Consider the following 20722-nt stretch of genomic DNA (forward strand, 5'->3'; position numbering starts at 1 on the left):
TTAATCTTTATCATCGAGGAGAAAACAATGGACAAACATCTCAGCCGCTATCAAATGCTATTCAGCCTCGGTTTCATCTTCATGCTCGTCGCTGCGGTAGGCGCATTTTTCGCCGGCGTCGAAGTGGGATCAAGCCGCACGGAATCCAGATACGAGGCCAAGAAGCTGATGGCCTCAGCCGCTTCCGCCAAAACCTCGTACTCCCAGCAAGATCTGGTATCGTTCTATCATACCGTATTTTCGCCTTACCGTGAATTTCAGAACGAATGGCTCGCCATGGAGAAGAAAGTGGAAACCCGGAACATACCGGCTTCCTCCTCTCTACTCAAGGACCTCGGAGATCTCGCGGACGAGAAGCGCAAGGAGATCGGATCGGTGCGCTCCGTCCCGGACACAGGCCTTCTGGCCAGCGCAAGAAACGGTTATCTGGCCAGCCTCGACTCCATCTCGCAGGCTTCGGCTGCGGCGGCCAAGGCGGCATCCGGCCAGCCGGCGGACAGCTTCCTCGCCTCCCTCCGCAAGCAGCCGTCCTATAAGGATGCCGCCCGAAAAGGCTTGGCCGCGCAGAAGGATTATTATTCCTCCATGCTGAAGTGGGCAACCGGCGTCGACGGCAGCATTCCGTCCGAAGCCGTCCTGACCGGCACGGTCCAAACGAGCGCATGGAAATCCTACCCGCTCCTCGTCAAGATCAAGCTGATGGCCGACCTGCTCGAGAAGCGCGGGAAGTGGACGGATTATTATCCCCAGGATCTTGCGGGATCCGTCGACGCCCTCCTTCAATCCGGCGAATCGCAGCGCCTGCATGCGTCGTCCATCAATGAGCTCGCCGATGTCGTTACCGGCACGGGAGCAGTCAGAGGCGGCGACTTCTGGACCATGAAGTCCCGTTTGTACGGCAAGGAGACGCTGCCTCAGCTGCCTTTCTTCCTGCCGCCGGACAACTAGGCCTTAATCATAGCTGAAGCCGAGCTCGGACGCGGCGGCGCTGATGCCCCCCGTCACGTTCACCAGATTGGAAAATCCCTGCTTGCGCATGTAATCCAGGACATATAGGCTCCTTACTCCGTGAGCGCACATGAGGTACCATTCCTGTCCGGCGTCGAGCTCCGGCAGATGCTCCGGTATGGAATTCATCGGAATATGGCGGGAGCCTTCCAGACGGTAGTATTCCCACTCGCCCTCTTCTCTCACATCGATGATCTGATCCATCCGGACGGCTCCGGAACGGACCCTTTCCAGCAGGTCCGAGGGTTGGATTTCCCTAATGGAAGGCTGTTGAAATGCTGACATGGGATGTTCTTCCTCCCCCTAGTGTTGGTAGGAAGAATGATAGCGAAAAAAAGCGCCTCCATCAAGTTTTGTCATTGCAATTAGGACTTCACCGCTTTAGAATAGTAGAGGTCAGCCAGCACCAGCATATGGTTACCAATGACAGGACCAAGGCGATTCCATCCCCGGCCCGCTTCGCAAGGCCCGGGCAGTTCTCCAGAAATTCCCGTCCCGGCTGGGCATTCCCATCGTCGGAACGGGCTTTTTTCTATATTGAACCACGATAGTCTGCATGATGTTCCTGCGCATACGGCTGCCGTCTCCTCGAAGGCGGCGCTGCACAGCGCCGTATGCCTACACCCCATTGCTAGGAGGCAATCCCATGTTCAAAGTGTTAGTATCCGATCCTATCAGCGATTTGGGCATCCAGCAGCTGATGGACGCTCCCGACGTATCGGTGGACAAGAAGCCCGGCCTCAGCGAGGACGAGCTTGTAGCCATCATCGGCGAATATGACGCCTTGCTGGTCCGCAGCCAAACGCGCGTGACGGCCAGAGTGCTTGAAGCCGGCACTTCCCTCAAGGTCGTCGGACGGGCGGGAGTCGGCGTGGACAACATCGATCTTCCTGCCGCTACAGGCAAAGGCATCATCGTCATCAACGCGCCGGACGGCAATACGATTACGACCTGCGAGCATACCTTCGCCATGATGATGGCTGTAGCCCGCCACATCCCGCAGGCTTACGCCAAAACCGTCAACGGCGAATGGGACCGCAAATCCTTCCTGGGGGTAGAGCTGCGGGGCAAGAAGCTCGGCGTCGTCGGCATGGGCCGGATCGGCAGCGAGGTGGCCAAGCGCGCCAAGGCGTTCGGCATGGACATTCTCGGCTACGATCCGTTCCTCACCGAAGAGAAAGCCGACAAGCTCGGCGTCACGCTGGCCAGCGTCGACGATATCGTGCGCGGCGCGGATTTCATGACCGTCCACACCCCGCTTACGCCGGAAACCCGCCACATGATCGGAGCGGAGCAGTTCAAGGTCATGAAGCCGGGCATGCGGATCGTCAACTGCGCCCGCGGCGGCATCGTGGACGAATATGCTCTCGTCGATGCCGTGAACGAAGGCATCGTGGCCGGAGCGGCCTTCGACGTCTTTGAATCGGAGCCTCCTGCAGCGGATCATCCTTTCCTGAACAATCCTAAAATCATCGTCACTCCGCATCTTGGCGCTTCGACCGTCGAAGCTCAAGAGAACGTCGCCATCGACGTGTCGGAGCAGGTGCTTCATATTCTTCGCAGCGAGCCTTTCGTGAATGCGGTCAATATGCCTCCGGTCGCCGCAGCGGTCATGACCAAGCTGCAGCCGTATTTCGAGCTCGGAGAAATGCTCGGCTCGCTGGCCGCCCAGATCACCGAAGGACCGGTCGCCGAAATAACGGTGGGCTATTCCGGCGATCTTGCCGAAGTAGACACCCAGCCTCTAACCCGTTATATTATCAAAGGCGTGCTTGGACACCATCTGGGAAGCGACCAGGTCAACATCATCAACTCCCTGCATCTGGCCAAGGAGCGCGGCGTCAACGTCGTCATCAACCAGTCCCATGCCGCCAAGGACTTCACCAATCTGGTCACCGTATCGTTGCGCACCTCCGGCGAAAGCCGCCATGTCGCCGGCACGCTGCTGACCGGATACGGCCCCCGCATCGTGCAGATCGACAACTTCCCGGTTGACGTCGCTCCATCCGGCCATCTCGTCCTGATCTCCCATCATGACCGTCCGGGAATCATCGGCCGCATCGGAACGCTGCTCGGCTCGAACGAAGTCAACATCGCGACCATGCAGGTCGGACGCCAGGCCGAAGGCGGCGCCGCCATCATGGTCCTGACGGTAGACAAAGGCGTTCCGAGGAACGTGCTCGAACAGATGACACAGCTCGACGAGCTCAAATCAGCCAAGGAAATCACGCTGTACTGATCTCTCCAGGTATAACAGCAACCCCCGGGCAGGCTTCCCGGGGGTTTTTCCGCTGCTCAATATTCTCTTCTCCGTCTCACGAGAGAGAAACGTTAGTCCTTCCGCGGCCTATCGGCTCCAGATGCGCTTGGCTCCCTTATATCTTCCTTCCTTTCCGAAGGAAAGCTTATAGATATCCGGCATCTCCAGCCCTCTCCAGAACTCGTAGCCGAAGCTTCCGTCCAGGGCGTTCATCATCATCGCCATGATATTGCCATGCGTTCCGACGGCTATGCGGCTAGAACGGGAGCTTGCCAGCACTCCCTTCAGCGCCTCCATCCCGCGGATCGTCGCCATGCGGTTGGATTCCCCTCCGGGCAAGGCATGCTCGGGCTCATCCCATAACCGCCTCACGGAATCCTCGAAATCGCCGACAGGCCCGTCAGAGAGCAGCCGCTCCCTGAAGCCCTCCTGCAGCCGGATGGGCTGCCCGATCCGCTCTGCCAGCTTTTCCACGGTCTGGACAGACCTCAAATAAGGACTGGACCAGATTTCCCCGATTTCTTCTTGCTCCAAAAGATCCGCCACACGCCAGGCATCCGCCTTCCCCGCATCCGACAAAGGCCGGCTGCGCTCGTCGGGAGTATATACAGAATGGGCATGGCGGATCAAATAAACGGTTTTCATTCCAGCTTCCCTCTCCCTCCGTCTGCCATCGGATCCTATTCCGAACTTTCGGCATTCCGGCAGGCGTCTCCTCCTATTCGCCTTAAATGTTTCACAAGCAACAAGATTAGAGCCCCGAATTCAACAAAAAACACCCTCGTTGGGAGGGTGTTAAGACATAACGCGATGGCCTTCGACAGGCAGCAGCAGCGTAAAGGATGTTCCGACGCCTTCGGTGCTCTCTGCGCGGATCGTGCCGCCATGGGCGTCCACGATGTTGCGCACGATCGCAAGCCCCAGCCCTGTGCCGCCTCCCGCGCCGCGCTTGCGGGCTTTGTCGGCCTTATAAAAGCGCTCGAAAATATATGGGAGGTCATCCGCCGGAATCCCCTGGCCTTCGTCGGCAACCTTGAGCACGGCAGCTGTGCCGCCGGCATCATGACTTCGTCCGAGCGTAAGACGGATGGCGGATCCGTCGGAGCTGTGCCGCACGGCGTTGTCGAGCAGATTGGTAAGCACCTGCTCCAGCCTGTCCTCGTCGGCCTCCGCCAAGATGACAGCCTCTTCCGGAGAACGGTATTCAATCCTGATGTCGCGGTCCATGCTGTATACCTGGAACTTGTGCACGACACGGCTCACCAGCCCGTCCAAATCCACGCGATTGAAGTTGAGCTCCACATGGCCGGCTTCCATTCGCGCCAGATCAAGCAGATCCTTGACGAGCCTGCCCATTCGCAGAGACTCGTCGTGGATGACTTGAACGAGCTCGCGCCGCTCCTCCGGCGAGCCGGCGATATCGTCGAGCAGCGCTTCGCTGTATCCTTGCAGCATCGACAGCGGCGTCCGGATTTCGTGGGACACATTGGCGACGAAATCCCGCCTCAGCTTCTCCAGGCGATGCTCTTCCGTCACATCCCGCATGACGGCGACGACTCCGCGCACGGTGTCCTCCGACTTGAGAGGGGCCATGACGACCGACCAGACCCCGCTCTGGACCTGCAGCTTCTGGCTGAGATCCCTGCCTTCGATCGATACCGTGCGGAACAGGTCCCGCAGCGGACGAGGCGCCGACTCCAGGGGAAGCCCTTCCGGATCCTCGTCCTGGTTCCAGTCCACCCTTCTCCAGCGTTCCAGCAGCAGCTCTCCAGGCGGATTCGCCAGCACGACGTTGCCCCCTGCATCCAGCGTGATGACCGCATCCGCCATGCTGCGCAGCACGCTCGAAAGATGCTCCTTCTCATGGTTGAGATCCGTTATGAGCTCATGCAGCTCGGATGCCATCCGGTTGAAGGTTCCTGCCAGCTCGCCGATTTCATCGGAGGAGCGGATCGGCACTCTTGTCCGATACTCGCCCTGTGAAATCAGGTCAGCCGCATCCTTGAGCTGAAGGAGCGGCTGAGTGATTTTGCTGGATAGGAAGAAAGCGAAAAAAGTAGACAGCAGGAACCCGATGATCCCGATATAAACGAACAGCACCTTGACCCGGAATGAATCCTCGAAGGCGATGTCGATGTATTGGAGCAGGAACATGCCCAGGATGATCAGAACGACCGCTACGAGCAGCATGATCGTAATCCAAAGCTTGCCGACGACGCTTCTCCACAGCCATCTCATCTTTATTTCGGAACCTCGAGCTTGTAGCCGACTCCCCAGACGGTCGTTATCATCGAGGCCGCTTCCGGAGACACCTTGTTGAGCTTCTCCCGGAGACGCTTGACATGGGTGTCGACCGTCCGCAGGTCGCCGAAGAACTCATAGTTCCATACATCCTTCAGCAGCTCTTCCCTGGAAAATACTTTATCCGGGCTGACGGCCAGATAATGGAGCAGCTCGTACTCTTTCGGCGTCAGGCTGATCTCCTGCCCGCCGGCGGTTACCCGGTGAGCGTCATGCTCGATGACGAGATGCGGGAATACGATGTTGCTGCTGGCGGACGTTTCCCGCGACAGGAACGCCGTCGCCGAGGAACGGCGCAGGATCGCCTTGACGCGGTAGATGATTTCGCGCGGGCTGAACGGCTTGACGACATAATCGTCCGCCCCGACCTCGAAGCCTTGTACGCGGTTCATTTCCTCGCCTTTGGCCGTCAGCATGATGACCGGCGTCGCCTTGATCTGGCGCAGCCGGCTGCATACCTCGATGCCGTCGATGCCGGGAAGCATGACATCCAGCAGGATGAGATCGAAATCCTGGCTGGAAGCCATGCGCAGAGCCGTCTCCCCGTCATCGGCCTCCTCGATTTGATACCCTTCCTTCTCAAGGTACATCTTGAGCAGGCGGCGAATCCGTTCCTCGTCGTCGACGACGAGGATGCGATGCAAATATTCGTTCACTCCGTATCAGCTCCTTTTGATCCCATAACGAATTGATTAGGCGCCTGCGTAGGAGTGAAGCCCGGCGATGACCAGGTTGACGCCTACGAGCGTAAACATGATGATGAGAAAGCCGATGACGGTCAGCCACGACGAGCGCTTGCCGTGCCAGCCGCGCGACAGCCGCAGATGGAGGTAGGCGCTGTAGTAGAGCCAGGTGATGAGCGCCCATACTTCCTTCGGATCCCAGCCCCAGAAGCGCGACCAGGCGATGCTCGCCCAGATCATGGCGAAGATAAGCGCTCCGAGCGTGAAGATCGGGAAGCCGATCGCGATCGCCCGGTAGCTGATCTCGTCCAGATCGTCGGGATCGATATCCGTCGTGTACGGATGGATGGCTGCCGACAGCGTCCGTCTCAGAACAAGACGCAGGATGCCGTACAGGATCAAGCCTGAAAGGAAGGACCAGATGACGGTGTTCAGCTTGCGGCCGGCATTGATGCCGTTCATCCAGGATGGAGCTTCCAGCACAGGCTGCTTGATGCCGAGGAAGCTGTCCATATGGACGAGCGTGCTGTTGAACGGCTTGACGATCGGAGGCATGGAGTATTTTACGGTCTCCACTTTGGAGCTCTCCTCGCCAGCCTGGCTGACCTGCACGTTCTCTTGGGTGAACTGGGCTTCATATCCCGCCGCCCGGAAGGCGAATACGGTGACGATGAATCCGACGGCGACGACGATCATGAACATCGTCACTTCGATCCAGAGGCGCTCCTTGCGCGAATCTTCGGATTTGCCGGCAAAGTCGATCGTGCGGAGCAGATGAAGCAGCCCTGCGGCGAAGCCGACGGCCAGGAAGGCCTCGCCGAGCGCCGCCGTCGTCACGTGGATCTTGAGCCAGTAGGAGTTGAGCGCCGGGATCAGCGGCTGCACCTCCTGCGGGAACACGGATGCGTAAGCGACGATGATCACGACAAGCGGCAGGGCGAACATGCCGAGAATCGGCTTGCGGTAGATGAGATAAATAATGGTAAAGGCCACCATGATAGCCATGCCCAGGAAGGTCATGAACTCATACATGTTGCTGATCGGAATATGGCCCCCGCCGACCCAGCGGGTGATGAAGAACAGGAGATGGGCGGCAAGTCCGAGCACGGATACGACAAAAGCGATATTCCCCCATCGCTTTTCATGCCGGTCCGGGTTGCCGTGGCTCCATCTGCGGCCGACGATGGCCGTTACGAAAAATAAAAATCCGAAGCAGTAAAGAAAGAAAGCAGCGACGAAAGCAGAGCTGCTGAAATCAAGCCAATTCACGTCCGGTTCCCTCCGTTGTCGAGGCTCTTGGGATCAACCTGGATTCCTGCTGCTTTGAGCGCAGCGGCCAGGTCGGCCCTCATGCCGTACCAGTTTTTGTTCGTATGCGCGCCGATCGTGACGGCATTGCCGTCCAGACGAAGCCAGATGCGGCGATGCTGCCAGTAGGCGCCCATGATCAAGCCGATCATCGAGATGGCCAGGCCGGTCCAGATGTAAGGCATCGCCTTGTCGACCCTGACGTTGAGGAACGTCGTGAACTCGACGAATTTGACGTCCGTCATGCTGCCGACCTTGATTTCGAACCGGTCGGCGATGCCTTTGTTGAGCTTGTCCTGGCTGAACGCGGCTTTGTCCTTCTGCATCGGGAAGTAGATATAAGGCTCCCCTTCCTCCGACAGCCCGGGTCCTTTGATGAGGAAGATGAACGCCGGCGCCTTCGGATCCCTCGACTTGGTGATCGGCTTGCCGTCCTCGCCGATGGCGAACTCCATGAAGTTCTGCCTCAGCTCCAGCTTGTAGGGCCCGAGCTCGTAGCTGGTCTGCGGATTTTTCATCGCCAGCTTGAACGGACCGTACTGCTTGCCGGTCTGCTTGTCGATCAGCATGGGGCTGACCTCGCGCAGGACAGGAGTGCTGTCATAGTCGAACTGGTACAGCTTGAGCCCCTTGTATTCCAAAGGGCTGTTCACCTCGATGTCATGGGAAGCCACCTGCTCCAGCTTCGGTTCCGGCGACGACGGACCGCAGTCCGCCAGGCAGCGGTAAAGGACCGCATCGGTCCGGTACAGCTTGGCGCGGTTCGTTCCCCGCAGCTCGGCAGGCAGCTCCTCGTCCTTGTAGTACTGGACCGTGAACTTTTCGTTCTTGACGAAAAAGTCCGTATTCTCGATCCTCACCGTATCTCCTTCCGGCACCGTCACATACTCGTCCAGCTGCCAGCTCGGAATCGCTCTTGCAAGCACCGCCAGAAGAAAAACGATGAGGCCGATATGATTGATGTACGGTCCCCAGCGGCTGAAGCGGCTCTTCTCCGCCAGCAGGGCGTCTTCGGTCCTCGTCACCTTGTAGTGACGCTTCTTGGCCTGCTTCGCGAATAAGGCGATGAATTCCTCTCCGTTGTCGGTTGCCCCCGTATAGACGGCCTTCTGCCGCTGCAGGAACGATTCGTGCTTGCGGATCTGCTGCTTGTTGAGCGCCCGGTATAAAGGCAGTACCCGGTCGAGGCTGCAGATGACGAGCGAGGTGCCGATCATGACGAGCAGCAGGATGAACCACCAGGATTCGTATGTATGCGACAGTCCCAGCTTGTAATAGATGCTGCCTAGCGTTCCGTATGTATCCTTGTAATAGGAAGCCATGTCCATGTTCGAGAGGAATATATCCTCCTGCGGATAGATCGTGCCCAGCGATGCCCCGATCAGCGTGATGATGATCAGATAAACGGCGATCTTGACGGAAGAGAAGAAATTCCAGACCTGGTCGATGATCGATGGATCGGCTTTCTGGGAACGGCGTGCCGCTCCGTCGTAGCGCATCTCCAGCAGGTCGGTGCCGCCGGCTTCCTTCTCGTCGAGCGGCTTGCCGCAAGCCTCGCACAACACAGTGCCGGTCGGGTTTTGATGGCCGCATTCGCATTTGGTGTTTTGGAACACCGATGTATCCCCCTGTCATGAAGCTGTGTGCTGCGAAGCTGCGGCGAATGGACCTCAGTCCTTGAGCAGCCGCTGCACGCGCTCGTCGATGTCCGCTTCCTTCATTCCTCCGGCGTACACTTCCCCGATCTTGCCGTCCGGACGGATGAAGAACGTGGTCGGATACTGCCTGAGCTTGTACCGCCGCTCCGTGTCCTTGTCCACATCTCGCAGGATCGGATAGGTTAGCCCCATGCCGGCGACGAAATTCTGCACGGTCAGATTGTCCTCGCTCAGGTTGACGGCCAGAATTTCCAGGCCTTCTCCCTTCCACTTCTCGTACTGACGCTCGAACTCCGGCATTTCCTTGACGCATGGAGGACAGAAGCTCCCCCAGAAATTGAGCACGACGGGCTTGCCCTTGTACTCCTCCAGGGAGACCGTCCTGCCGTCAAGAGTGGACAGCGTGAAGGCCGGCGGCGTGTCGCCAGGCGACGGCAAGCCTTCCTTCGACGCAAACAGCGTCTTGCCGATGGCGTAACCGCCCAGGAGCAAGACGCCGAGAAGGATTATGATTTGAACGGGTCTGCGGGCAGAGCCCCTCATGATGTTCACCATCCTAATGAAAGCGTTTCTTATCATTCATTATAGCGCGGAAAAGTTTCCAGCAGCAGGCTGCCTCTTACTTTTTATGAACTTTATGTGACTTGCTGTTCGCCGCGTCGATAAGCTCCTTGATTTCGGAGACCGTCAGATGACGGAATTTGCCCCTTTGCATGTTCTCCAGCCCAAGATGGCCGAACTTGACCCGCTTCAGGCGCGTTACGGGATGTCCCACCGCCTCGAACATGCGGCGCACCTGCCGGTTGCGTCCCTCGTAGATCGTAATCTGGACGGTGGACTGCCTGCTGTCCATGTCGACGTCATGATACTCGACCTCCGCAGGAGCGGTCATCCCATCCTCCAGCTTGATGCCGTTCTGCAGCTTCTCCAGCGCGGTTCCGTGCGGCACGCCCTTCACGGTCGCCAAATACGTTTTCGGCACGTGGTGGCTCGGATGCGTCAGCAGGTTGGCGAACTCGCCGTCGTTCGTAAGCAGCAGCAGTCCTTCCGTATCATAGTCCAGCCGGCCTACGGGGTATACCCTCTCCTTGATGCCGGGCAGGAAGTCGCTGACGATCTTGCGTCCTTTCGGGTCCGAAGCGCTCGTAATGACGCCTTTCGGTTTGTTGAGCATCAAATAAACTTTTTTTTCGGATGCGATCGGCTTGCCCTTGACGGCAATGATGTCGTTGGCCGGATCGGCTTTCGTGCCGAGCTCCTTGACGACGATCCCGTTGACCTCGACCGCCCCGCTCGTAATGAGCTCCTCGCATTTGCGGCGCGATGCCACGCCGGCAGCGGCCAGGATTTTCTGTAAACGTTCCACTTCCTTCACCTCACCCCTCATCATACCGATTGCAGGACAAAAGCACAAGCCGGGCGGAGCCATGCTGCCCCATGCGCAAAATAGCCTGCCCTCAGGAGGGGCAGGCTTGATCTAGGGTACGCTGGGCAAACGTCGCGGCTCAGTTGAATATGTACAGGCAGATGAACACCGCCGCGAGAAAACCGACCAGATCGGAAACCAAGCCGACTTTCAGGGCATAACGGGTTTTGCGGATTCCGACCGCTCCGAAATAAACCGTCAAGACGTACAGCGTCGTATCCGTGCTTCCTTGAATCGTGGAGGCGATTCTTCCGATCATGCTGTCCGGTCCATAGGTCTGGATCAGGTCGGCCGTGAAGGCGAGCGAGCCGGCGCCGGTAAGCGGACGCAGGAAGGCCAGCGGAAGAACCTCTCCCGGGATGCCGGCCTTTCCGAGCAGAGGCTGGATGAAGCCTACGATGACATCCATCGCTCCCGAAGCACGGAACATGCTGATCGCGACCAGCATGCCGACAAGATGGGGGATGATGCCGATCGCCGTGCCGAAGCCCTCCTTGGCCCCCTCCGTGAACGTCTCGTAGACGGGAACTTTGCGGTAGGCGCCGTAGAGCGGGATGAAGGCGATGATCGCGGGGATCATCCAGGCGGATAGAATATTGATCATCTGCAGCATGGCATGTCTCCCCTTCCCGTTGTTTACGCCGGAGGCCGGGCAGCGCCGGGCGGCGCCGTGCCGGAGGAGCGGCTCCTGCCGCTGGAACGAAGCCCGTTGTCATGCGGATAGGCAGGGGGCATGAGCTCCGCCGGCGGCTGCTTGCGCCTATACCAGCGGTCCAGGGCGATGGCGGCCGCAGTCGCGACAGCGGTAGCGGCCAGCGTCGTCCCGACGATCTCCGCCGGATTCGCCGAGCCGTAGTTCATCCGGATTGCGATCAGAGTCGTAGGCACGAGCGTGATGCTGGATGTATTGAGCGCAAGCAAGGTGCACATCGCCGGGCTGGCCGTGTCCGGCCTCGGATTGAGCTTCTGCAGCTCCTGCATCGCCTTGATTCCCATCGGCGTGGCGGCATTGCCGAGTCCGAGGATGTTGGCGCTCATGTTGCTCATGATATAGCCGAGGGCCGGATGCCCGCTCGGCACATCCGGGAACAGCAGGCGGACGAGAGGGCTGAGCAGCTTGGCCAGCCGTTTCAGCAGCCCAGCGTCCTCGGCAATTCTCATGAGTCCCATCCAGAAGACGAGAATGCTGATCAGCCCGAAACAGATCGTCACTCCGTTTTTGGCTCCGTCGAATGCCGCCTGCGTGACTTGGTCCATCCTGCCTGTGAATGCCGCCGCCGCGATGCTGACCACGATGAAAAACAGCCAGATCCAGTTGACCAACCGGCATCAGCTCCTTCCGCTCTACTTGCCGAACAATACCTCTTCCGTCTTCTTGAGCGCTGCCGCGAATCTCTCGGAGCGGCTCGGGAACATGCCGCCCGGCCGGAACGAACCGGCAGGCCTGTCTGGCATTCCGAGCCTCGGGCTGCCCGCATCATAGACGGGAGACCCGCCGATCGGCTTGCCTTCCAGCGACCATTCCAGCCTGCCTCGTTCTCCGAGAGCATAACGCGTCGGCTGCTTCGCGGAGTCCAGCAGAACAAGCTTCGCGCTCAGTCCGGCTTCCTCGCCCTCGGCAAGCGGGTAGCTGAAGCTTCTCCCGGAAGCCAGGGGATAGCCCTGGACAGCCTCGCCTTTCTTGGCGATCTGGCGCAAAGGGTAATGCTGGAATCCCCAATCGAGCATGTTCTTATGATCCTTCCAATCGTCCCGGTCGTTGAGGGTGACAGCCGCAAGCTGCTGGCCGCCCCGGGTCGCCGAGCTGACCAGGCAGCGCAGAGCTGCTTTCGTATAGCCGGTTTTGACTCCGTCCGCGCCTTCATAGAAGGCCAGCATCTTGTTTTTGTTCGCCCAGCTGTAGTCCCACGGATCGTTGGGGTTCGGAGCTTTGCGGATTCTGGTCTTGACGATGTCCGCGAACACCGGATTGTGCAGGGCATAGGCGGAAAGCTTGGCAAGATCGTTCGCCGTGGAGAGATGGCCCTTCTGGTCCAGTCCATGCGGGTTTTCGAAATTCGAATGCTCCAGCCCGATCCACTCCGCCTTCTCGTTCATCATGCGGACGAAGCCTTCCTCCGAACCACCGACATGCTCCGCAATCGCTGTGGCGGCATCGTTGCCGGAGCGGAGCATCAGGCCGTACAGCATATTGTGCAGGCTCATTTTCTCGCCCAGGCGCAAATAGATCGAAGATCCTTCCTTGCCGACGGCACGCGGACCTACCGTAACCGTATCCTTGATATTGCCTTCTTCGATGGCGGTGATCGCGGTCATGATCTTGGTCAGGCTGGCGATAAGCATCGGATCGTCGCCCGACTCGCTGTACAGAATTCTGCCGGACTGCACGTCGATCAGCGCGCTGGCCTTGGCGCTGGTGGACAATGGAGCGGGCTCGGCCGCTGCCGCTCCCGTCTGGACTGCAAGGACAAGAGCGCAGGACATCAGCACCGCGGCCCACGTTTTGAATGCCGATATTTCCTTCAATTCGTACATCCTCCTTGAAAGGATCAGCCAAGGGCCGACTCCCTGTTGATAGATTATGTGTCTTGTCCCTAAATTATGAACAAGCTCTTTCCAAGAAAAAAAACTGCCCGTCTCGCGGGCAGCGGTAAGGCCTATTGGCCCGGAAATCAAATGAGATGATCGGTGTCGATAAGAGTGCTTTCCACACGCTCTGTCCCGTTGTTGCTGCGGAACATGCCGGTAATCTTCTCGAATGCCTGCGGCACCGAATCGATGACTCTTTCGACCAGATGCGTCTGGTTGTCTAGCGGCACGACGCGGACGCCATGGCTGCCTACGACCAGAAACGCAATCGGCGTGATGGATACCCCGCCGCCGCTGCCGCCGCCGAATGGCAGCGATATGTTCGCCGAGCTTCCCTCCGTGTGGGAATGGGCGCTGTTGTCTGCTCCGTCATAACGGATATCGCTTCCTCCCGCGACAAAACCGAAGCCGACCTTGCTGATCGGCATGATGACGCTGCCGTCCGGCGTCTGCACGGGATCGCCGACGATCGTGTTGACGTCCACCATTTCCTTGATGTTCTCCATGGCGGTTTGCATTAAGCCTTGAATAGGATGTTCTGCCATAGTCTGACGCCTCCTCCCGTTTTCTTCATCCGGACAAGCAGCTGCAGTCCGGCAAGGATAGCATAACCAAAGCGGATTTGGGCTATGCACAAAAAACTCGTTGTGAACCCTGCGCCGCGGTATTCGGGCTGGACCGTGACGGAGGGCTTGGTTTTGAGCCGGGTCAGCTGCGAGAGCGCGCCGAGAAGGGTCGACTTGATGGACCATATCATCCCCGTAGCCATTGCGGTCCATACCGCATCGCCGGTTCCGATGGCGGAATTCCATTCCCATTTCCGCACTTCCACCCTCGAAAGCGTATGGCGGGCAAGTCCGGTCAGATCGTCTGTCTGCCTCAGGATCCGTTTGGCCCGCTCAATCCACTTGTTCACGCTCTCCATCGTAACCTTGCCGTCTCTGCGTGTCTCCGTGTCCAGGACGCCCTCGTCCAGGTTGGTTTGGTTGCGGACATCGACACCGCCGCCGGTCAGGCGGATGAACGGAACGGACCACTTGTAATGGAGAAGCCCGAACAAGGTCCGGAATTCAACGGCGATATTGTCATCCTTGCCTGTTCGTTCGAACTCCGCCCGGATCCGCAGCGGAGCCAGCCAAACAGAGGTGACGGCGATTGCAAGCAGAACGAGCGCCGCAAGCCAGCCATAGGGGTAGCCAAGCATGTTCGCACCACCTTTGAGGGCAGCCTTGGCTGTTCTTCAGCGGCCGCGCCTATGGCTAGCATGCCCAAAAATGACAAAAAAGACCGGCGGATGCCGATCTTTTTTGTCATTTCCGTCATGCAGTGCCTTCGGACTCCGTATCGTCGATCGTCATCTGGCGCTGCTCAAGCCGATCGAACAGAAGCTGGGTCTGCTCGTCCAGATCCGTATCGGGGCTGACGGAGGAAGGCTCGGGCAGAGACTCCAGGGAAGACAGCTCGAAGTGGTCGAGGAAGGAACGGGTCGTCCCGTACAGGATCGGCCTGCCGATCTGCTCGGCTCTGCCCTTCTCTTCGATCAGGTCCTTGGCGGCCAGAGTCTGGATCGCCTTCTCGCTTTTGACCCCTCTGATCTCCTCGATCTCCACCCTCGTAATCGGCTGGCGGTAGGCTACGATTGCCAGCGTTTCAAGCGCCGCCTGGGACAAGCTCGACCGCGTCGGACTGTAAGCCATCCGCTCGAAGTAGGCCGCATGGCCGGGGTGGGTCGTAAACCGGAATGCCCCGGCCACTTCGGCGATGCGGATTCCCCTCCCCTCCTTCTCCATATCCGCCTGGAGAGAGCGGGCGATGTCCGCCGCGGCCTTGGCGTCGATCTCCATGATATCCGCCAGCTGCCGGGCGTTAAGTCCCTCGTCTCCTGCCATGAACAGGAGTCCCTCAATAATCGATTTCAGTTGCTGATACATCACTTTCAGACGTTTCCCCTCTCCAATGGATGACAATATCGTCGAACAGGCTGTTCTGGAACACGCGGACCTGCTTCATCTTCATCAGCTCCAGAATGGCCAGAAACGTCACGACGATCTCATGGCGCTCCAGACCGCCGCCGATCAGCCGGGAGAAGCGGACGGTCTCATGCTCGCGCAGCAGCTCCGAGATGTCCCGGATGCGGTCCTTCACGCTGATCTCGTCCCTGTGCACCGTAGCGACGGCGCTGCGGCGTACGGCCTTGCGCAGAGCTTTGCGGAAGGCGGCCATGAGGTCGGTTAGGTCAAGCCCTTCCAGAGGATGGGTGTCGTCTTCCTTCAAATAAGGAGTCAGGTCCTCCGGCTCCTTGCTGTACACGAGGCTTCTGGCCATCTCGCGGTCGCGAAGCTGCTCGGCAAGCTGCTTGAACCTGCGGTATTCCACCAGCTTGAGCACGAGCTCATCCCGCGGGTCAAGGCCTTCGTCCTCATCCCAGTACTCTTCGTATTCCTCCATGACCGGCGGCCTCGGCAGCAGCTGGCCGCTCTTCATCGCGAGCAGGGTGGCGGCCATGACGAGAAACTCGCTCGTCACATCCAGCTCCATCTCCTGCATCGCATGAAGATAGTCCATATACTGGTCCGTAATTCGGCTTACCGGTATGTCGTAGATTTCGATTTCTTCCTTGTCGAGCAAGTGAAGCAGCAGATCCAGCGGCCCTTCAAATGACTCCAGTTTGTAGTGCACGGACATGCCGCTTCACCCTCCGTCTAGTCGTCCCGCTCGTCAGCATGTGTACCGGACGGCGGAACGTTGCGCCGGCAAGGTCGGTTCCTTGCTCAGCCCTGGATGGATCGGGTCAGATTCGCCATCTCGATGGCTGCTGTCGCCGCTTCCCATCCTTTATTGCCCGCCTTTGTTCCGGCCCGTTCCACGGCCTGTTCGATGGAATCCGTGGTCAGGACGCCGAATATGGTCGGAATCCCGGTCTTGAGATTGATGGCCGCCACCCCTTTGGCAACCTCGCTGCAGACGTAGTCGAAGTGGGGCGTTGAACCCCGAATGACAGCCCCTAGCGTAATGACCGCATCGTACTTGCCGCTTTCCGCCATTTTCTGCGCGATCAAGGGAATCTCGAACGCCCCCGGAACCCAGGCCACTTCCACTTCGTCTTCTCCGGCGCCATGGCGCTTGAACGCATCCAGCGCCCCGCTCAGGAGCTTGCCTGTGATGAATTCATTGAACCTGCCGACGACAACCCCGTATTTAAGACCTTGCGAGACCAGATGTCCTTCATAATATTTCGTCATGGAACCGAACACACCTTTCTATTCTATGATAATCGGCTTAAATTTCAAACTCCAACAGATGGCCGAGCTTCGATTTTTTTGTATTCAGATAGTTCGTATTGCTTTCGTTGCGCTCCATCTGGATCGGCACCCGCTCCACAACGCTCAGTCCGTACCCTTCCAGGCCGCGGATTTTGCGGGGATTGTTCGTCATCAGGCGCATCTCGGCGATGCCGAGATCGCGCAGGATCTGGGCCCCGATGCCGTAGTCCCGCAGATCCGCCCCGAAGCCGAGCTTCAGGTTCGCCTCTACCGTATCCAATCCTTGCTCTTGCAGCTTGTAGGCTTTGAGCTTGTTGATGAGCCCGATCCCTCTGCCTTCCTGCCTCATGTAGAGAAGGACGCCGCTGCCGGCTTCCTCGATCTGACGGAGAGCCGCCGCCAGCTGCGGACCGCAATCGCAGCGGCGCGAATGGAAGACGTCGCCCGTCAAGCATTCCGAGTGGACGCGGACAAGCGTCGGCTTGGACGGATCGATTTCTCCCTTCACGAAGGCTACATGCTCCTTCCCGTCGGTCTCATTGGTATAGGCGACGGCCCGGAAAACGCCGAAGTCGGTCGGCATGTTCACCTCCACTACCCGTTCGACGAGCTTGTCGCGGCGATGGCGGTACTGGATCAGGGCTTGAATCGTAATGAGCTTCAAGCCGTGCTTTTCCTTGAATGCGGTCAGATCGGACAGCCGGGCCATCGTTCCGTCTTCCTTGATGATTTCGCAGATCGCCGCTCCGGGCTTGGAGCCGCAAAGACGGGCCAGATCGATCGCAGCCTCCGTATGTCCAGCCCGGCGCAGCACTCCGCCGTTCTTGGCGATCAGCGGGAAGATATGGCCCGGACGGCGGAAGTCGCCCGCCTTGGCCTTGCCGTCGACGAGCGCCTTGATCGTCTCCGCGCGTTCATGGGCGGAGATGCCGGTCGTCGTGGAGATATGGTCGACGGATACCGTGAACGCCGTTCCGTGATAGTCCGTATTTTGCGACACCATCGGAGGCAGCTCCAGCTCCTCGGCTCTCTCCGCCGTAATCGGTACGCAGACGAGTCCGCGGGCCTCCGTAATCATGAAATTGACGACGGCCGGAGACAGCTTGTCGGCAAGCGCGATCAGATCCCCTTCGTTTTCGCGGTCCTCGTCGTCGACGACGATGATCGGCTTGCCTGCAAGCAGCTCCTGGATCGCTTCCTCGACGGTATCGAACGGTGTCGGTCCTTCTTGATGGTCAAAGTGTTCCACTACTGTCCTCTCCCTTCAGGCGTCTCAAATAAATCCATTATCGGCAAGGAAGGCGGCGCTTAGACCGCCAGCTGGTCGCGGCGCGGAAGGTCCGGAAACGGAACGGCTGCCGTAATGAAGCAGGTGGTCCACGTATTTTCCGAGAATGTCCCCTTCCAGATTGACGGTGTCTCCGGCTTTCTTATGCTGAAGAACCGTCTGGCCCAATGTGTGGGGGATGATCGATACGTCGAGCCCTCCGCCGTCCGTACCGGTTACCGTGAGGCTGATCCCGTCGACCGTAATGGATCCCTGGGGAATGACATACCGCATAAGCGCGTCGTCATGAGGCTTGATCCGGAACACGACCGCGTTGGCGTCGACCCTGCGCTGCGTGATCAAGCCGGTGCCGTCCACATGCCCTTGAACGATATGTCCTCCGAACCTCCCTCCTGCCGCCATCGCCCGCTCCAGATTGACGGGGCTGCCGGCCGGTAGGTCCTTCAGATTCGTATGGCGGTACGTTTCCGGCATGACGTCGACGCTGAAGCTTCGACTGTCCCAGGAAGTAACCGTCAGGCACACTCCATTGACGGAAATGCTGTCCCCGAGGCCGACGCCTTCCAGAACTTTGGAGGCTCCAATAGTGAGCAAGAGCGCCTCGCCTCTCTGGGACACCCGATGCAGAGTGCCTATTTCTTCGATCAAGCCGGTGAACATGGCTCAGCCTCCTCCTCTTTCGTACAGCGGCACTCCGGACAAGCACCAGTCGTCTCCGAACCGCTCCAGCTCCGTATCCGCGAGAGTTATCGCCTCTTCCATCCGCAGGAACCCGCCGAAATCAAAGCTTCCCGGCGAAGCGGCTCCCCCGCCGATGATTTTCGGAGCGAAAAACAGCCGGATCCGGTCGACGAGCCGCCTCTCCAGCATGGCGCCGTTCAGCCTGCCCCCGCCTTCGAGAAGGATGGAGCCAATCTCTCTTTTGCCGAGCAGCTTCATCCCCTGCTTCAAGTCGACCGTACCGCCATTGCCGCAAAGGATCACCTCGGCGCCGGCAGCTTCCAGAGCCGCCCGCTTTGCCGGGTCGGCAGCGCCGGACGCCAGCACGATGACCGGGGCGGATCCATCCATCAGCTTCGCATTCGGCGGAAGTCTCAGCGTCGAATCGACGACGATTCGGACCGGCTGGATCGCCGGCACGGGCAGTCTTGCGCTGAGCGACGGGTCGTCGGCCAGCACGGTACCGATCCCGACCATGATGCCTTGATGGCGATGCCTAAGCGCATGGACCGCCTCGCGTGATTCCGGTCCGGTAATCCACCGGCTGTCTCCGCTTTTCGCTGCGATTTTGCCGTCCAGCGTCGAGGCCGTCTTGAGCGTGACGAACGGAAGCCCGGTCGTAATGAACTTGTTGAACGCTTCATTCAGACGTCTGGATTCCGCTTCGCGGACTCCGGCGACGACCTCGATGCCGGCCTCGCGAAGCTTGCGGGCTCCGCTTCCCGCGACGGCGGGATTCGGGTCGATCGCCGCAATTACGACCTTGGCCGCGCGGGCGGCAATGATCCGGTCGCAGCACGGCGGCGTCCGGCCGAAGTGGCTGCATGGCTCAAGCGTCACATAGACGGTCGAGCCTTCCGCTTCTTCGCCGGCCATATTCAGCGCATGAACCTCGGCATGGCCTTCTCCCCGTTTCAAGTGCGCTCCGATGCCGACGATGCGGCCGTTGTTGACGACGACGCAGCCGACGACCGGATTGACCGAGGTCTGTCCCGTCGTCCTTGCGGCCATCTCCAAGGCCAGATCCATATAAAATCCGTCGTCCATCACTTCCATAACGCAAAAACACCCCCGACGCTAAACCTTCGGGGGTGAGGATGGCAAACCGAGTCCGCTTAGGATGATCACGCCGGCAAGAAACGATGAGGTTTCTTGCCAGAGTAGGGGAAAGCAGACGGGCACCCGTCGCTGTTCCTACATGCAAGCCTTCGTACAAGCGGGAATCTTTGGCCAACCGTTCGCGAATAAGCCGGTCATCCTCCATAACGGGGGATGGCCTTCGCAGACGGATGCCAAATAGACGCCTTTGAACAAGGCATGGCGAGCATCAAAAGCGGCTCCTTCTCCCATCCAGACTGTACTGTCGGTCCTGGAATCTCACCAGGTCCACCGCTTGCCTTGCGCCGCAGGCTCTCGAGAGCTTGGGGGAAATGGCAATCGGGTCACGGACTTGCCGCGCTGCGGAGGCGGAGCATGTGCTCTGGCGCTCGCAGGCGGATCACCGCCGGTTGGGACTTTCACCCGACCCCGAAGGAAACCGCTGTATTTGGTTCAAACCTGTCGAACGGTCATGCCGGCAGTAAACTGTATCCGGAATGATAACTGTTCTTTCTGCATCTTACCTTGCCTCCATCCAAATTGCAAGTCGGCGGCTTGGAATTGAAGCCGTACCGCCCTCGCGGCATCGGACAAGAGGAAAAGAAAAAAGCCGGCAGAGGGTTCTCCCTCCGCCGGTCTATTCGGGCAAAGCCTTCCTTAAGCCTCGGAAACTTCGACTTTGGCCATTTTCGTGCCGTTGTTGAACGCATCGACATACTCCATGCCTTTGGCAACTTTGCCGAAGACCGTATGCTGTCCGTCCAGATGCGGCTGCGGCTGGTAGCAGATGTAGAACTGGCTGCCGCCCGTATTGCGTCCCGCATGCGCCATCGCGAGGGAACCGCGCTCATGCTTGTTCGGGTTGATCTCGCAGTTGATCGTATAGCCAGGGCCGCCGGTGCCGGTGCCGTTCGGGCAGCCGCCTTGAGCGACGAATCCCGGAATGACGCGGTGGAAGCTCAGGCCGTTGTAAAAGCCCTCGTTCGCGAGCTTTTCAAAGTTGGCAACCGTGTTCGGAGCGTCCTTTTCGAACAGGTCCAGAACCACTTCTCCGCCGTTTTCCAGCGTAATTTTTGCTTGTTTTGCCATGATAGTCACTCCTTGTCCTCTAACGGTATGT

22 protein-coding genes and 1 riboswitch are annotated in these 20722 nt (G+C 59.0%); of the genes, 2 read left to right on the plus strand and 20 right to left on the minus strand.

What is annotated here, in order from left to right:
• The first annotated feature begins 27 nt into the window (after nt 1-27).
• Complete coding sequence (locus PHU01S_RS05520; protein WP_127506576.1) at nt 28-948, plus strand: hypothetical protein; 921 nt, start codon at nt 28-30, stop codon at nt 946-948.
• A gap of 3 nt (nt 949-951) precedes the next feature.
• On the opposite strand, the gene PHU01S_RS05525 is transcribed toward PHU01S_RS05520, so the two are convergent.
• The gene (locus tag PHU01S_RS05525) at nt 952-1293 is read right to left on the minus strand and encodes a rhodanese-like domain-containing protein (protein ID WP_048745503.1); all 342 of its coding nucleotides are present in this window, start codon (nt 1291-1293) and stop codon (nt 952-954) included.
• Nucleotides 1294-1654: 361 nt separating this feature from the next.
• Here PHU01S_RS05525 and serA point away from each other — a divergent pair, with 361 nt between their 5' ends.
• Nucleotides 1655-3247, plus strand: a complete 1593-nt coding sequence (gene serA / locus PHU01S_RS05535; RefSeq protein WP_048745502.1) for a phosphoglycerate dehydrogenase — start codon at nt 1655-1657, stop codon at nt 3245-3247.
• Between the two features lie 108 nt (nt 3248-3355).
• Here serA and PHU01S_RS05540 read toward each other — a convergent pair whose 3' ends face one another.
• From PHU01S_RS05540 to PHU01S_RS05630, 19 genes are all read right to left on the minus strand, one after another.
• Nucleotides 3356-3913 (minus strand): histidine phosphatase family protein, encoded by a 558-nt coding sequence (locus PHU01S_RS05540; protein WP_127506580.1) that lies wholly within the window; start codon nt 3911-3913, stop codon nt 3356-3358.
• A gap of 150 nt (nt 3914-4063) precedes the next feature.
• Nucleotides 4064-5506 (minus strand): sensor histidine kinase, encoded by a 1443-nt coding sequence (locus tag PHU01S_RS05545; RefSeq protein ID WP_048745499.1) that lies wholly within the window; start codon nt 5504-5506, stop codon nt 4064-4066.
• 2 nt (nt 5507-5508) lie between these two features.
• Entirely contained in the window at nt 5509-6225 is a 717-nt protein-coding gene (locus PHU01S_RS05550; RefSeq protein WP_021878388.1) for a response regulator transcription factor, read from the minus strand.
• 36 nt (nt 6226-6261) lie between these two features.
• Nucleotides 6262-7521 (minus strand): c-type cytochrome biogenesis protein CcsB, encoded by a 1260-nt coding sequence (gene ccsB, locus PHU01S_RS05555; protein ID WP_048745498.1) that lies wholly within the window; start codon nt 7519-7521, stop codon nt 6262-6264.
• Complete coding sequence (resB, locus tag PHU01S_RS05560; protein WP_021878385.1) at nt 7518-9176, minus strand: cytochrome c biogenesis protein ResB; 1659 nt, start codon at nt 9174-9176, stop codon at nt 7518-7520. The genes ccsB and resB overlap by 4 nt, the downstream gene beginning before the upstream one ends.
• A gap of 54 nt (nt 9177-9230) precedes the next feature.
• A complete protein-coding gene (locus PHU01S_RS05565; protein WP_048745497.1) occupies nt 9231-9761 on the minus strand; it encodes a redoxin domain-containing protein in 531 nt (176 codons plus the stop codon).
• Nucleotides 9762-9837: 76 nt separating this feature from the next.
• On the minus strand, nt 9838-10584 hold the full coding sequence (locus PHU01S_RS05570; RefSeq protein ID WP_127506582.1) for a pseudouridine synthase: 747 nt from the start codon (nt 10582-10584) through the stop codon (nt 9838-9840).
• Nucleotides 10585-10723: 139 nt separating this feature from the next.
• The gene (locus PHU01S_RS05575; RefSeq protein ID WP_021878382.1) at nt 10724-11257 is read right to left on the minus strand and encodes a spore maturation protein; all 534 of its coding nucleotides are present in this window, start codon (nt 11255-11257) and stop codon (nt 10724-10726) included.
• A gap of 23 nt (nt 11258-11280) precedes the next feature.
• Entirely contained in the window at nt 11281-11967 is a 687-nt protein-coding gene (locus tag PHU01S_RS05580) for a nucleoside recognition domain-containing protein (protein WP_049867214.1), read from the minus strand.
• 21 nt (nt 11968-11988) lie between these two features.
• Nucleotides 11989-13128 (minus strand): D-alanyl-D-alanine carboxypeptidase family protein, encoded by a 1140-nt coding sequence (locus tag PHU01S_RS05585; protein WP_246029154.1) that lies wholly within the window; start codon nt 13126-13128, stop codon nt 11989-11991.
• Between the two features lie 188 nt (nt 13129-13316).
• A complete protein-coding gene (ytfJ, locus tag PHU01S_RS05590) occupies nt 13317-13778 on the minus strand; it encodes a GerW family sporulation protein (protein ID WP_048745494.1) in 462 nt (153 codons plus the stop codon).
• Nucleotides 13751-14437, minus strand: a complete 687-nt coding sequence (locus tag PHU01S_RS05595) for a DUF2953 domain-containing protein (RefSeq protein ID WP_049867211.1) — start codon at nt 14435-14437, stop codon at nt 13751-13753. The genes ytfJ and PHU01S_RS05595 overlap by 28 nt, the downstream gene beginning before the upstream one ends.
• 115 nt (nt 14438-14552) lie before the next feature.
• Entirely contained in the window at nt 14553-15167 is a 615-nt protein-coding gene (gene scpB, locus PHU01S_RS05600; protein ID WP_127506586.1) for an SMC-Scp complex subunit ScpB, read from the minus strand.
• On the minus strand, nt 15136-15918 hold the full coding sequence (locus PHU01S_RS05605; protein ID WP_048745488.1) for a segregation and condensation protein A: 783 nt from the start codon (nt 15916-15918) through the stop codon (nt 15136-15138). The genes scpB and PHU01S_RS05605 overlap by 32 nt, the downstream gene beginning before the upstream one ends.
• Nucleotides 15919-16004: 86 nt before the next feature.
• Nucleotides 16005-16475 carry a 6,7-dimethyl-8-ribityllumazine synthase gene (ribH, locus tag PHU01S_RS05610; RefSeq protein WP_048745486.1) on the minus strand — a complete coding sequence of 157 codons (471 nt, stop codon included), beginning with the start codon at nt 16473-16475 and terminating at the stop codon, nt 16005-16007.
• 37 nt (nt 16476-16512) lie between these two features.
• Nucleotides 16513-17745 carry a bifunctional 3,4-dihydroxy-2-butanone-4-phosphate synthase/GTP cyclohydrolase II gene (locus PHU01S_RS05615; RefSeq protein WP_048745484.1) on the minus strand — a complete coding sequence of 411 codons (1233 nt, stop codon included), beginning with the start codon at nt 17743-17745 and terminating at the stop codon, nt 16513-16515.
• A gap of 24 nt (nt 17746-17769) precedes the next feature.
• Nucleotides 17770-18444: a riboflavin synthase gene (gene ribE / locus PHU01S_RS05620; protein ID WP_021878375.1), complete on the minus strand. Its 675-nt coding sequence runs from the start codon at nt 18442-18444 to the stop codon at nt 17770-17772.
• Nucleotides 18445-18447: 3 nt separating this feature from the next.
• Nucleotides 18448-19560: a bifunctional diaminohydroxyphosphoribosylaminopyrimidine deaminase/5-amino-6-(5-phosphoribosylamino)uracil reductase RibD gene (ribD, locus tag PHU01S_RS05625; protein ID WP_127506588.1), complete on the minus strand. Its 1113-nt coding sequence runs from the start codon at nt 19558-19560 to the stop codon at nt 18448-18450.
• A gap of 278 nt (nt 19561-19838) precedes the next feature.
• Nucleotides 19839-20043: riboswitch (FMN riboswitch) on the minus strand.
• Between the two features lie 216 nt (nt 20044-20259).
• The gene (locus tag PHU01S_RS05630; RefSeq protein ID WP_048745482.1) at nt 20260-20691 is read right to left on the minus strand and encodes a peptidylprolyl isomerase; all 432 of its coding nucleotides are present in this window, start codon (nt 20689-20691) and stop codon (nt 20260-20262) included.
• Between the last annotated feature and the right edge of the window lie 31 nt (nt 20692-20722).

The sequence above is a fragment of the Paenibacillus humicus NBRC 102415 genome, assembly GCF_004000905.1.
In the GTDB taxonomy this organism is placed as follows: Bacteria; Bacillota; Bacilli; order Paenibacillales; family Paenibacillaceae; genus Paenibacillus_O; species Paenibacillus_O humicus.